Source organism: Pseudomonas neustonica (genome assembly GCF_003797945.1).
In the GTDB taxonomy this organism is placed as follows: Bacteria; Pseudomonadota; Gammaproteobacteria; order Pseudomonadales; family Pseudomonadaceae; genus Halopseudomonas; species Halopseudomonas neustonica.
Map to the genome: position 1 here is coordinate 23,892 of NZ_RKKU01000002.1, position 13,248 is coordinate 37,139.

At 57.5% G+C, this 13,248-nt stretch carries 10 protein-coding genes and 1 pseudogene; 8 read left to right on the forward strand and 3 right to left on the reverse strand.

Annotated features, from left to right (window positions below):
- Nucleotides 1–10: 10 nt before the first annotated feature.
- Nucleotides 11–607: a DNA-3-methyladenine glycosylase I gene (locus EF096_RS02390; protein ID WP_235869616.1), complete on the reverse strand. Its 597-nt coding sequence runs from the start codon at nucleotides 605–607 to the stop codon at nucleotides 11–13.
- A gap of 113 nt (nucleotides 608–720) precedes the next feature.
- Between EF096_RS02390 and EF096_RS02395 the strand changes: the two genes are divergently transcribed.
- The 3 genes and pseudogenes from EF096_RS02395 to ilvA form a co-directional block, all read left to right on the forward strand.
- Nucleotides 721–1,062, forward strand: a complete 342-nt coding sequence (locus tag EF096_RS02395) for an FKBP-type peptidyl-prolyl cis-trans isomerase (protein ID WP_123888020.1) — start codon at nucleotides 721–723, stop codon at nucleotides 1,060–1,062.
- A 36-nt stretch (nucleotides 1,063–1,098) separates the two neighbouring features.
- The gene (locus EF096_RS02400) at nucleotides 1,099–2,112 is read left to right on the forward strand and encodes a mechanosensitive ion channel family protein (protein ID WP_123888021.1); all 1,014 of its coding nucleotides are present in this window, start codon (nucleotides 1,099–1,101) and stop codon (nucleotides 2,110–2,112) included.
- Between the two features lie 288 nt (nucleotides 2,113–2,400).
- Nucleotides 2,401–3,375: pseudogene (ilvA, locus tag EF096_RS02405) on the forward strand (threonine ammonia-lyase, biosynthetic); the annotation flags it as partial.
- 174 nt (nucleotides 3,376–3,549) lie between these two features.
- Here the strand turns inward: ilvA and EF096_RS02410 are convergent.
- Nucleotides 3,550–4,893, reverse strand: a complete 1,344-nt coding sequence (locus EF096_RS02410) for an autotransporter outer membrane beta-barrel domain-containing protein (RefSeq protein WP_158611227.1) — start codon at nucleotides 4,891–4,893, stop codon at nucleotides 3,550–3,552.
- A 245-nt stretch (nucleotides 4,894–5,138) separates the two neighbouring features.
- Between EF096_RS02410 and glyQ the strand changes: the two genes are divergently transcribed.
- The 5 genes from glyQ to EF096_RS02435 all read left to right on the forward strand — a co-directional run bounded on the left by glyQ (nucleotide 5,139) and on the right by EF096_RS02435 (nucleotide 10,739).
- Nucleotides 5,139–6,086 (forward strand): glycine--tRNA ligase subunit alpha, encoded by a 948-nt coding sequence (gene glyQ / locus EF096_RS02415; RefSeq protein WP_123888024.1) that lies wholly within the window; start codon nucleotides 5,139–5,141, stop codon nucleotides 6,084–6,086.
- On the forward strand, nucleotides 6,086–8,140 hold the full coding sequence (glyS, locus tag EF096_RS02420) for a glycine--tRNA ligase subunit beta (protein WP_123888025.1): 2,055 nt from the start codon (nucleotides 6,086–6,088) through the stop codon (nucleotides 8,138–8,140). Before glyQ ends, glyS begins: the two co-directional genes overlap by 1 nt.
- Nucleotides 8,141–8,216: 76 nt before the next feature.
- Nucleotides 8,217–8,750, forward strand: a complete 534-nt coding sequence (gene gmhB / locus EF096_RS02425; RefSeq protein WP_123888026.1) for a D-glycero-beta-D-manno-heptose 1,7-bisphosphate 7-phosphatase — start codon at nucleotides 8,217–8,219, stop codon at nucleotides 8,748–8,750.
- A gap of 3 nt (nucleotides 8,751–8,753) precedes the next feature.
- Nucleotides 8,754–9,488, forward strand: coding sequence for a lysophospholipid acyltransferase family protein (locus EF096_RS02430; RefSeq protein ID WP_123888027.1), 735 nt, complete (start codon nucleotides 8,754–8,756; stop codon nucleotides 9,486–9,488).
- Between the two features lie 75 nt (nucleotides 9,489–9,563).
- Entirely contained in the window at nucleotides 9,564–10,739 is a 1,176-nt protein-coding gene (locus EF096_RS02435) for a PilT/PilU family type 4a pilus ATPase (protein WP_123888028.1), read from the forward strand.
- Between the two features lie 76 nt (nucleotides 10,740–10,815).
- On the opposite strand, the gene gyrB is transcribed toward EF096_RS02435, so the two are convergent.
- Nucleotides 10,816–13,230, reverse strand: a complete 2,415-nt coding sequence (gene gyrB / locus EF096_RS02440) for a DNA topoisomerase (ATP-hydrolyzing) subunit B (protein ID WP_123888029.1) — start codon at nucleotides 13,228–13,230, stop codon at nucleotides 10,816–10,818.
- Nucleotides 13,231–13,248: the final 18 nt, after the last annotated feature.

Sequence of the window (13,248 nt, forward strand, 5' to 3'; positions counted from 1 at the left end):
GCGAGCGAGGCTAGTCTGCCCCGCGCAAAGCATTGTAGCGAAAGCACTCGGTCACGTGATCCATCACCATACCGGTGGCCTGCATGAAGGCATAACAGATAGTCGGCCCCACGAAGGTAAACCCGGCCTTTTTCAGTGCCTTGCTCATGGCCTCTGCCGCCAGCGTACTGGTAGGTGCATCGCGCAGGCTGGCCAAATGGTTGATCTGGGGTGTACCGCCGACAAACTGCCAGAGCCACTCAACCGGGTCGTGCTGCTCACTCAGTACCAACCAGGCCTGGGCATTGCGTCGCGCGCCATAAACTTTCAGCCGATTGCGAATGATGCCCGCATCCTGCAGCAGCTCCTGCAACTCGGTATCCGTCTGGTTCGCCATAAACCCGGCATCAAAACCGCGATAAATAAGCCGATAGTGCGCGCGCTTGCGCAGCACCGTAATCCACGACAGTCCGGCCTGAAAGCCCTCCAGCAGGAGCATCTCGAACAGCTTCTGCGCATCTCGACAGGGCACACCCCATTCGTGATCGTGGTACTGCTGATATAAAGGGTCGTCGCCACACCAGCTGCAACGCAGCGGCGCTATCGATCTATCGTTCCGGTGATCCACAAAGACTCCTGTATCGCATCAATCACAACATCGACTCCAGAGCTGTTTATACTCCCTATGCGCGCCGTTGCCAAAACGGCCGACTGACTAAGGACTGCATTCGGGAAACGGCCATGAGTAACGAACTGACGATAACCGACCTCTGTGTTGGCGAAGGCAAGGAGTGCGTCAAAGGCGCACTCATCACCACCCACTACACCGGGTGGTTGGAGGACGGCAGCGTATTCGACTCGTCACACCAGCGCGGCAAGCCCTTCCAGTGTGTGATCGGTACCGGCCGGGTGATCAAGGGGTGGGATCAGGGCCTGATGGGCATGCGGGTCGGCGGCAAGCGACGCTTGTCAGTACCCGCGCACCTGGCCTACGGGGAACGATCAGTAGGTGAGCACATCAAAGCCAACAGCGATCTGCAGTTTGAAATCGAACTACTGGAGGTTCTAACCCGGGATGACTGATCCCCGCCACACCACCGCACCGCAGAGGAAGCGCGCATGCCAGACACCCTGACATTCAATATGGACGCCGTACTGCAGCGTCTGCTGGAAGAGTGTTACAGCCTGCTGGCGGCGCTACCGCTGTTTCTACTCGCGCTCGTGGTGGTCGCGGTGTTCTGGCTCCTGGGTAGCTGGCTAGCCCGCCGGCAGGTGCTCGACCGCGTCGCCCAGCGCAACCCTTTCCTGCGTGACCTGACCCGCACCACCATACGTTGGGTCATCAGCCTGATCGGTATCCTGATCGCACTGGAAGTCATGAATGCCACCGCACTGGTTGGTGCGGTACTAGGCACCGCCGGGGTCATGGGGGTGGCGCTCGGCTTCGCCTTCAAGAGCACCATGGAGAACTATCTGGCCGGTATTCTCATGAGCCTGAGGCAACCCTTTTCGCCAAAGGATCATGTCACCATTGATGGCAATGAAGGCATTGTGGTCGCGCTGACCTCGCGGGCGACCATTCTTATGACGCTGGACGGCAATCACCTGCGCATCCCCAACGCCTTGGTGTTCAGCAGTGTCATGCTCAACTACACCCGCAACCCCAGCCGCCGCTTTGCCTTTGATGTTGGTATCGGCGTCAACGAAGATCTGGTACGCGCCCAGCAGATTGGCGTCGAGGTCCTCATCGAACTGGAGGGCGTGATGGATACCCCGCCGCCGCGCGCCTATATCACCGCGCTGGGCGACTCCAACGTACAGATTCGCTATCAAGCCTGGGTGGACCAGCGCAGTCACGACTTTGCCAGCGTCAAGAGTGAGGGTATCCGCCTGGTCAAACTGGCCCTGGAAGCCGCCGAGATGGATATGCCTGAACCCATCTACCGCGTGCAACTCAGCGAACGGGGCGCGCCCGCCAAACCGAGTAGCACCGCACCAACAGTGCCGCTGCAGGAAAACATAACCAGCACAGTGGATACCCGCGTTCAGGCCGATCTCGACGAGCAGATCGCAGCAGACCAGCGTAAGCGCGGGAGCGAAGACTTGCTTGATCCCAGCGCCCCGAAAGAATAAGAGGTTGACCGCTACCAGCACAGCCGCTAGATTCGATGACATGAACTGCACACGCGCACTGACAGCTCGAATGATTATTACCGCCATTCCCATATCGGCGGGCTAGCTACGTGCGCACCCAAACCCGCCTCCGAGGCGGGTTTTTTGTACTGTCTTTGAGGTAAAAAAGCGTCAGGAGACAGTATGACAACCGCAGCATCCCCCCTCGATAGCGCACAAAGCGCAGACGACGACAGGCAACCCGCACTCCCGGTTGACGTGCGCGTTGCGTCCGCTGATTGTCCCTCCCTGCTGCAAGCCAGACTCAAGCAGCAGGTTGCCAGCATTCTGTCGGCTCCGGTTTACGACGTCGCCATCGAAACCCCGTTGCAGCCCGCCCAGAGCCTTTCAGCCCAACTGGGCAATCAGGTATTGCTCAAGCGCGAAGACCTGCAACCCGTGTTCTCTTTCAAGATCCGCGGTGCCTATACCCGCGTCGCGCGCTTAAGTCCCGAGGCCAGAGCACGGGGGGTTATCACTGCCTCCGCCGGCAACCACGCCCAGGGCCTGGCGTTGGCGGCGCAGAAACTTGGCATCAAGGCGCTGATTGTCATGCCCACCACCACGCCCGCACTCAAGATAGAGGGTGTGCGCTCACGGGGCGCCACTGCGCTGCTGCACGGCGAAGCCTTCCCCGAGGCACTGACCCGTGCATTGCAACTGGCCGAAGAGCACGGCTACACCTTCGTGCCGCCGTTCGATGACCCAGATGTGATCGCCGGGCAGGGCACCGTCGGCATGGAAGTGCTGCGTCAGCAGGGCGGCCAGCTCGACGCCATCTTTGTACCCGTGGGCGGCGGCGGTCTGATTGCCGGTATCGCCGCCTACGTGAAGTATCTGCGCCCCGAGATCCGCATCATCGGCGTCGAATCGGAGGAGTCCAACTGCCTGCAAGCGGCGCTGGCGGCGGGCAGTCGCGTGGTGCTACCCAAGATCGGACGTTTCGCTGACGGCGTCGCCGTGGCGCAGGTGGGGGAACACAACTTTGCGCTCTGCCGCCACTACGTGGATGAAGTGATTACTGTCAGCAACGACGACATCTGCGCCGCGGTGCGCGACATTTACGACGACACCCGATCCATCACCGAACCCTCTGGCGCACTGGCGGTTGCCGGGCTAAAAGCCTACGTCGCACGCGAAGAGATCACGGATCAGGTGCTGGTTGCCATCAACTCGGGCGCCAACATCGACTTTGACAGCCTGCGCCATGTGATTGAGCGGGCAGGACAATGCGGCCGATAAGCACCAGCACAGACAAGGGAGAAGAAAGGCGGAAGACGGGATGAGAAAACAGCAGGGGACAAACGAAGTGCCAATGACTCCGGCCTGAACCGGAGCATGGTAAAGCACACCGTCACGGCGCCATCGGACGCCGTATCAGGTTATCTGCAAGCGCTATCAGAAGGACAACTGGTAGCTCGCCGCAACCCACATGTCAGGTTGGTCGCTATCGGTGGTGCCGTTCAGCATCAGCGAGGCCTTGCCGTCGCCCAGCAAACCTTCGATACCAACACCGGCCTTCAACCAATCGTTCTGGTAATCTTCGCCGGGCAGGTTGAAAGTGAAGAGTCCATTCACATTGCCGCTGACGCCGGCGCTGCGATCTTCAAACCGATGCGCCGCCTCAAGATTGGCAACCAGGTTATAGCCAGACCACCAGCTCAGCGGTGTTTCTGTGCCAAAGCCCAGGCGCGCTTCGGTATAGCGGTCTGTCCGACTATCAAAACTGGCCGGATTCGCACCGCCTTTCTCGGTGTAACCATCAAGCTTTGAGTGGGTATAGCTCAGATCCGCGTAGGGGCTGATTCCGGTATTACCCAGCGACAGCGCATCGACCCAGTCCAAACGTGCCCGCAGGCCCCAGGTTTGACTATCGGCATTACCCTTTGATGAATCCAGCGCGCTGGCGCTGATGTAGCCACGACGCATGTCTATCTCGCCCCAGTGACCAAAGGCACCCAGGGTCGCGAACAGGTTTTGCTCTGAAGAGACCGGGACTATCCCTTCTACCAACAGATACTGGCCGTCACTTTCGGCACGGCCATTGCTGCTCAAGTCTTGCCGCGCCCAGGTTTGACCCAGTGACGCATTAAGCTGAACGCTCCCGTAGTTATGGCCAACCCCCACTTCCGCCAGCCCAGCGGAGCCGGAACGCTGGCCATGCTCATCAGTACCCCAGTCACCCGCCGCCCAGAAGGTGCTCTTGCCCGGCGCAACCATACGCGACAACGGACGACTGTGAGCGCCATTGATCATCATATTCAGGCCGCTATTGAGCGAGCTTAAACCTTGCGAGGTTGATTGCAGGCTATTGGCCATGGATGCCTGCGTTATCAGCTCGTTGAGGATGGCGTAATTATAGACATCGACAACTCTAGGGCATCCATTTGGACAATCTTCTACAGAACCAGATCCGCCAGGAAGGTAGGTTATTGAGACGCTGTCGTCCTGAATGCCATACGCAAAGAGCAAAAAAGTATCCAGGTTCCCTGCTTGCCCCACTAGTCCGGCAAGAGCATAGGACAGGCTGGAGTTGCCCCACCAAGGCTGGGCACTCAGAATGTCGGGGCTATCCGTGTACGACGTATTCAGATAGGTGATGCTATAGGTGCTGCCGCCGTATTCAACAGTCACGAACGGATTCATACTCGGATCAACCGGGCCCGGCTCAGCAAAGCCGACCATCGGCAAACACAAACCAGCCACAAAGCTGAACGGCAAAAGTCTATTTTTAAGTTTCAAGCTTACCTCCATGTTTGAACAGCATCATCTGATATCAACACAATATTAGAATCGTGACATAGTGCTCAAAAGACAAAAAAAAGGCAATAAACAAGAAACCACTCTTTTCTGCCGTAATATTGACGACCAGTACTCGTCAACCGTCTGCAGCCAACCCGGCAAGGCAGCAGCACCGTCGCTGTCTGCGCCCATAATCCTGTATACTGCGCCCTTTCTTTATTTCGCAGCCTATCCGGGTGAAACACGTGACTCAGACCAATCCAGCCGTCCACACCTTTCAAGGACTGATCCTTGCCCTGCAAAGCTATTGGGCAGAACGGGGTTGTGTGGTGATGCAACCCTACGACATGGAAATGGGTGCCGGCACCTTCCACACCGCCACCTTCCTGCGCGCCATTGGCCCGGAGAAGTGGAACGCCGCCTATGTGCAGCCCAGCCGCCGCCCGGCTGATGGTCGCTACGGCGAGAATCCCAACCGCCTGCAGCACTACTACCAGTTTCAAGTGGTACTCAAACCGAACCCGGACAACATCCAGGAGCTATACCTGGATTCCCTGCGTCACATCGGTATCGACCCGCTGGTACACGATATCCGCTTTGTCGAAGACAACTGGGAATCCCCTACGCTGGGTGCCTGGGGTCTGGGTTGGGAAGTCTGGCTGAACGGCATGGAAGTGACCCAGTTCACTTACTTCCAGCAGGTCGGTGGCGTCGAGTGCTACCCGGTAACCGGTGAGATCACCTACGGTCTTGAGCGTCTGGCGATGTACCTGCAGGGCGTCGATTCAGTCTACGATCTGGTGTACTCCGATGGCCCGTTCGGCAAGGTCACCTACGGCGATGTGTTCCACCAGAACGAAGTGGAGCAGTCGACCTACAACTTTGAACACGCGAACGTCGATAAGCTGTTTGGCCTGTTCGACTTCTATGAAAGCGAAGCCAACCGGCTGATTGAACTGGCGTTACCGCTGCCAGCTTATGAGATGGTCATCAAGGCATCGCACACTTTCAACCTGCTGGATGCGCGCCGCGCTATCTCGGTAACCGAGCGTCAGCGCTACATTTTACGTGTGCGCTCACTGTCTCGTGCCATCGCCCAGAGTTACCTGCTGGCTCGCGCCCGCCTCGGTTTCCCGATGGCTACCCCCGAATTGCGTGATGAAGTACTGGCGAAGCTGAAGGAGGCCGAATAATGCAGGCTCAGGATTTTCTGGTTGAACTGGGTACCGAAGAGCTGCCGCCCAAGGCGCTGAAAAAGCTCGCCGAGGCCTTTCTTGCAGGCGTTGAAAAAGGACTGAAAGAAGCTGCTCTGGAGTACCGCGCAGCGCGTTACTTTGCGGCGCCGCGCCGTCTGGCCATTCAGGTGGACCAGCTTGCCAGCCAGCAACCCGACCGCAGCAATCAAATGGACGGCCCGCCGGTCCAAGCCGCCTTTGATAAGGACGGCAACCCAACCAAAGCCGCCGAAGGCTTTGCCCGCAAGTGTGGCGTTAGCGTCGCCGAGCTGGATCAAAGCGGCCCCAAGCTGCGCTTTGTACAGGCCATACCCGGTCAGCCCGCCGCTGACTTGCTACCTGGCATCGTTGATGCCGCATTGGCCGCGTTGCCGATCCCCAAGCGCATGCGCTGGGCCGATCGCAAAACCGAATTTGTTCGCCCCACCCAATGGCTGGTGATGCTGCTGGGTGAACAGGTGGTCCCCTGTGAGATTCTGGCCCAGAGCGCTGGAAACCAGTCGCGCGGCCATCGCTTCCATCATCCGGACAACATCACCATCAGCTCGCCATCCGCGTATGCCGATGCGCTGCGCAAGGCCTATGTGATTGCCGATTTCGCCGAGCGTCGCGAGCTGATCAGCCAGCGGGTAGCAGAGCTGGCCGCCGAGCAGCAGGGCACCGCAATCGTACCGCCAGATCTGCTGGACGAAGTGACCGCGCTGGTCGAGTGGCCGGTACCTTTGGTGTGCAGCTTTGAAGAGCGATTCCTTGATGTGCCGCAGGAAGCTCTGATCTCCACCATGCAGGATAACCAGAAGTACTTCTGCCTGCTGGATGCCAACGGCAAGCTGCTACCCCGCTTTATTACCGTCTCTAACCTGGAAAGCAAAGACCCACGGCAGATCATCGAGGGTAACGAGAAAGTCGTGCGCCCGCGCCTGACCGACGCCGAGTTTTTCTTCAAGCAGGATAAAAAGCAGCCGCTGGAAAGCCACAATGAGCGCTTGGCCAATGTGGTATTCCAGGCTGAACTGGGTAGCGTCTTCGACAAGGCCACCCGCGTCTCCAACTTGGCCGGCTTTATCGCTGAACACATTGGCGGCGACAGTACCAAGGCGCAGCGCGCCGGTCTGCTGAGCAAGTGCGACCTATCGACCGAGATGGTCGGCGAGTTCCCCGAGTTACAGGGGATCGCCGGTTATTACTACGCCAAACACGACGGCGAGGCCGAGGATGTTGCTCTGGCGCTGAACGAGCAATACATGCCCCGTGGCGCGGGCGCCGAGCTGCCCAGCACCCTGACCGGCGCCGCTGTCGCGCTGGCTGATAAAATCGATACCCTGGTTGGCATTTTCGGTATTGGCATGCTCCCCACCGGTTCCAAGGACCCCTATGCGCTGCGTCGTGCGGCACTGGGCGTGCTGCGTATCCTGATCGAGAAGCAGCTGGAACTGGATCTGAACGCCGCCCTGCAGGTTGCCATCCAACAGTACGGCGAACGGGTAAAAGCCGACGGCCTGATCGCGCTGGTGCAGGACTTTATTTTTGATCGCCTGCGCGCCCGCTACGAAGACGAAGGTATCGATGTTGCCGTTTACCAGTCGGTGCGAGCCGTTAGCCCGGTATCGCCGCTGGACTTTGATCAGCGCGTGCAGGCCGTACAGGCTTTCCGCCGCTTACCCGAAGCCGACACCCTGGCCGCTGCCAACAAGCGCGTATCCAACATTCTGTCCAAGGCTGACGGTGAGGTAGCTACCGCCATCGACAACGCATTGCTGCAGGAAACGGCGGAGCAAGCGCTGGCCAGCGCCGTAGCGGCTGCTGAACAGCACGTCGCGCCGCTGGCAGCTGACCGGCAGTACCAGCAGGCACTCGAGCGCCTGGCAGGGCTGCGCGAGCCTGTGGATGCCTTCTTCGATCAGGTGCTGGTCAACGCCGAAGACCCCGCAGTAAAAGCCAACCGCTACGCGCTGCTGGCACGTTTGCGCGGGTTGTTCCTCGGTGTCGCCGATATATCGCTATTGGGTTGAAGCAGCAACAAGCTACGAGCACTGGGCGGCGATGCGTCCGCTTTGGCTTGTAGCTTGCCGCTAGGAGCTTGCCGCTGTGAAGCTGATCATTCTCGACCGCGACGGTGTCATCAATCAGGATTCCGACGCCTACATCAAGACGCTGGATGAGTGGATTCCCATCCCCGGCTCTATCGCGGCAATGGCGCGCCTTAGCCTGGCTGGCTGGACCGTTGCTGTGGCAACCAATCAGTCGGGGGTAGGCCGCGGCTATTACTCCGAGGCCACCCTGGAAAGCATGCATCAGCGCCTGCGCGAGTTAGTGGCAGAGCAGGGCGGCACGGTAGATCTGATTCGCTATTGCCCGCACACCCCTGAGGCCGGCTGCGACTGCCGCAAACCGGCCCCGGGGTTATTTCGCCAGATTGCCCAATTGCTGCACACTGAACTGACCGGTGTACCGACCGTAGGTGACAGCCTGCGAGATCTCGAAGCGGGCGTTGCCCTTGGCTGCACGCCTTACCTGGTACGTACTGGCAAAGGCGAGAGCACTCAGTACAAAGCGCTGCCCGCAGGTACTCAGGTTTTTGATAACCTGAGCGCCGTTGTCGATCATCTTCTGGAAACCTGAATCATGTCATTGCTGATGCGCCTACGCGTCACCCTGTTCTATCTATTGTTGGCCTCAAGTGCTGGTATCTGGTGCGTTCTGGTCGTGTTTGTCGCCCCTTTTCTCAGTACCCGCTGGCGGATCAAGGTAATTATCGAGTGGTGGACCCGCGCAGCGGTCTGGCTGACCAAGACCATCGTAGGGATCAAGCACGAAGTGATCGGGCGAGAGAATATACCCGACCAGCCGGGCGTGATCTTGTCCAACCATCAAAGCACCTGGGAGACCTTCTTTCTTCCCCAACTGTTTCGCCCACAAACGCAGCTGATCAAGAAGGAGCTACTCTACGTGCCCTTCTTTGGCTGGGCTTTTGCTCTGGCCAAACCCATCGCCATCGACCGCAGCAAGGCCCGCAACTCACTGCAACAACTGACGCGTATCGGCGGTCAGCGCCTCGCCGAGGGTATATGGATTCTGGTCTTCCCCGAAGGCACCCGCAAAGAGCCTGGAGAGCAGGTCAAGTTCTCTCGCGGCGGAGCCGCACTGGCGTGTGCCAACAACGCGCCCATCGTCCCCATCGCGCACAATGCCGGTGAGTACTGGCCCAAGCACGGCTGGAGCAAGAAGCCAGGCACCATCAAGGTCATGATCGGGCCTGCTATCTATCCTGCGGGTAGCGACCCACGCTCTATTGTCGCAGCCAATAAACAGGCCGAAGCCTGGATCAATAGCGCGTTACAAAGCCTGCGCGACGCCTGAACAGGATATGGTCCATAATGGCGAATCAACGGTCGCCACGGCTACCGATGAACACTAATCTGACGGTGTCTTGCTATGGATATTTATCGCTACCTGAAAGCTCTGGTAGAAAAGGAAGGATCTGATCTGTTCTTCAGCGTCGGCGCTCCGGTCACGCTGAAACGTGAAGGTGATTTTTTTGCGTTTGGCAATCAGCCACTAGGCAGCGGCTCAGTCAAGGAGCTGGCCTATCAGGTCATGAGTCAGAAGCAGATTGAAGAGTTTGAAGAAGAGCAGGAAATGAACCTCGCCGTTGGGCTGCCCAACTACGGTCGCTTTCGTATCAATGTCTACTACCAGCGCAGCGAAGTCGGCATGGTGGTTCGCCACATCAGCCACAAGATTCCACCCTTCGCCGAGCTCGGCCTACCCAAGCAGCTGGAAAAGCTCGCCCTGAAAGATCGCGGTCTGGTGCTGGTGGTTGGCGCTACCGGGTCAGGTAAATCGACTACCCTGGCGGCCATGCTGGACTACCGCAACACCCATCGTGCTGGCCACATTGTTTGCATTGAAGATCCGATAGAATTTCTGCATAAACACAAGAAAGCCATCGTCGATCAGCGCGAAGTCGGCCTGGACACCAAAAGCTTTGGGCACGCCCTGCGTAACGTACTGCGCGAATCACCCGACGTCATCATGATCGGCGAAATTCGTGACAAGGCGACCATGCAGCACGCTCTGCATTACAGCGAAACAGGTCACCTGGTAGTGTCAACACTGCACGCCACTAACAGCGTGCAGGCCGTTGAGCGCATCGTTAACCTATTTCCGGAAGGGGAGCGCAAGCAAACGCTAAGCGATATCTCGATGAACCTGGCCGGCATCGTGGCCCAACGCTTGGTACCAGGCAAAGAGAAAAAGCGCGTTGCTGCTGTCGAAGTACTCTTACGCACACCCTATATCCGCACGCTAATTGGCCGTGACGAGCTGTCCGAGATAAAGGATTCAATGAATCGGGGGCAGGAGCCGGGCCTGCAGAGCTTCGATCAGCATCTCCATGAGCTGGTCACTGCCGGCAGCGTGACGCTGGAAACGGCCCTGCGCTACGCCGACTCACCTACCGATCTCAAGCTGAAATCCAAGTTCAACGACACCCGATCCGAGTCACCGCTCGCCACCGGCGAAGAGGAAAAGCCGACAGCAGCCGAACCAGAGCAACAAGCCGCACCCTCTGGCTTTTCTGATTCTGATCTGACTGACGACTTTCGTTAGACCTCAGCTGACCAGCAGTATAAAAAAACCCCTTAACGCATTTGCCTTAAGGGGTTTTTATTATCGCCGACCGGGATCAGACATCCAGGTTGGATACTGCCAAAGCGTTACTCTCGATGAACTCACGACGCGGTTCAACGTGATCGCCCATCAGCGTGTTGAAGATTTGGTCTGCCGCAATGGCGTCCTCAACATTCACCTGCAGCATACGACGGCTTTCCGGGTCCATCGTGGTTTCCCACAACTGATCCGGATTCATCTCGCCCAGACCTTTGTAGCGCTGAATAGTGTGGCGACGCGCTGTTTCCGTCATCATCCATTCCAGTGCTTCCTTGAAGGTACTGATCGGCTTCTTCTTCTCGCCGCGCTGCATGTAGGCGCCAGACTCCAGCAGGCTCTGTAGCTTCTCGCCCAGCTCCGCCATAGTGCGGTAGTCGTTACTCGCGAACAGGTCACGGTTAAAGGTGACATAGCTTGAGAGGCCGTGAGTGATGGACTCCACCTCGGGCAACCACAGGTGACGCTCGCGATCTTCACGCAGGTTGACGTTGTATTGCTGGCCAGATTTCTCACCGGTCAATACACGGGCTTCAAAGCCTTTCAACCAGGTATCCATGTAGGCTTTGTCTGCCAGGTTTTCCACGGTGAGACGCGGCAGATAGATGAAGTGCTCCATCAGTTCCTGTGGATACAGCCGAGCCAGACGCTTGAGCGTGCGCATTACCGAGCGGAACTCCTGCACGATGCGCTCCAGCGCTTCACCGGTAATCCCAGGTGCATCCTCGTTGACGAACAGGTAGGAATCTTCCAACGCAGACTGCGTCAGATATTCTTCCAGTGCTTCATCGTCCTTCAGATACTGTTCCTGCTTACCTTTCTTGATCTTGTAGAGTGGTGGCTGGGCGATATAGATGTAGCCGTTCTCGATCAGCTCAGGCATTTGACGGAAGAAGAAGGTCAACAGCAGGGTACGAATGTGTGAGCCGTCGACGTCAGCATCGGTCATGATGATGATGTTGTGGTAACGCAACTTCTCGATATTGAACTCTTCACGGCCAATGCCACAACCCAAGGCAGTGATCAGGGTGCCTACTTCCGCAGAGGAGAGCATCTTGTCAAAGCGCGCTTTTTCAACGTTAAGAATCTTACCCTTAAGCGGGAGGATCGCCTGCGTCTTACGATTTCGGCCCTGTTTGGCGGATCCGCCGGCCGAGTCACCCTCCACTATGTAGAGTTCGGAAAGGGCAGGGTCTTTCTCCTGACAGTCAGCCAATTTGCCGGGCAAACCTGCGATATCCAGAGCACCTTTGCGACGTGTCATTTCACGCGCTTTGCGTGCTGCTTCACGAGCGCGGGCAGCATCAATCATCTTGCCGACAACGGCCTTGGCTTCGCCTGGTTTTTCCAACAGGTAATCAGCAAAGGACTTGTTCATTTCCTGCTCTACTGCCGTCTTCACTTCTGACGAAACCAGTTTATCTTTGGTTTGCGACGAGAACTTGGGATCGGGCACTTTAACCGAAATGATCGCGGTCAGACCTTCACGGGCATCATCACCGGAAGTTGCCACCTTCAGCTTTTTCAGCAGGCCTTCCTGCTCGATGTAGGTATTCAGTGTGCGGGTAAGGGCACTACGGAAACCAGCAAGGTGAGCACCACCATCGCGCTGCGGAATGTTATTGGTAAAACAGAGAATGCTCTCGTTGAAACTGTCATTCCACTGCATCGCCACTTCTACTGCAATACCATCGTCGCGCTGCAGGTTGAAGTGAAACACGGAGTTGATGGTGGTCTTGTTGACGTTGAGGTAATCAACGAATGCCCGCAGGCCGCCTTCGTATTTGAACAGTTCCTTCTTACCCGAACGCTCGTCAGTCAGGTTGATACCAACACCCGAGTTCAAAAAGGACAATTCACGCAATCGCTTGGCTAGGATATCCCAGCTGAAACTGATGCTACTGAAGGTTTCGGAAGAGGGCTTGAAGTGAATCTGGGTGCCTGTGCTGTCGGTATCACCGACGGGCGCTACAGGCGCCTGTGGGACGCCATGGACGTAGGTCTGCTCCCACACTTTGTTGTGGCGTCGCACGGTCAGGATCAGCTCCTCAGAGAGCGCGTTGACCACGGATACCCCTACACCGTGCAGGCCGCCAGACACTTTGTAGCTGTTGTCATCGAACTTACCACCGGCGTGCAGCACGGTCATGATGACCTCGGCTGCAGAGACGCCCTCTTCGTGAGCGTCTACCGGAATGCCGCGACCGTTGTCGCGTACGGTGATGGACTCATCGGTGTGGATGATAATGTCGATATCGGTACAGTGTCCCGCGAGGGCTTCATCGATAGAGTTATCGACGACTTCAAAGACCATATGGTGGAGGCCCGTGCCATCGTCCGTATCACCGATATACATACCAGGACGCTTACGGACTGCATCAAGGCCTTTCAGTACCTTAATGCTCGATGAATCATAGGCTTTATTGTCGGTCATCTTAAGTCACTCCAGACT

Coding starts and splice junctions, on each gene's coding strand:
- glyS (WP_123888025.1), top strand. CDS start 6,086: ATGCAGGCTCAGGATTTTCTGGTTGAACTGGGTACCGAAGAGCTGCCG.
- EF096_RS02395 (WP_123888020.1), top strand. CDS start 721: ATGAGTAACGAACTGACGATAACCGACCTCTGTGTTGGCGAAGGCAAG.
- EF096_RS02435 (WP_123888028.1), top strand. CDS start 9,564: ATGGATATTTATCGCTACCTGAAAGCTCTGGTAGAAAAGGAAGGATCT.
- gyrB (WP_123888029.1), bottom strand. CDS start 13,230: ATGACCGACAATAAAGCCTATGATTCATCGAGCATTAAGGTACTGAAA.
- EF096_RS02400 (WP_123888021.1), top strand. CDS start 1,099: ATGCCAGACACCCTGACATTCAATATGGACGCCGTACTGCAGCGTCTG.
- EF096_RS02430 (WP_123888027.1), top strand. CDS start 8,754: ATGTCATTGCTGATGCGCCTACGCGTCACCCTGTTCTATCTATTGTTG.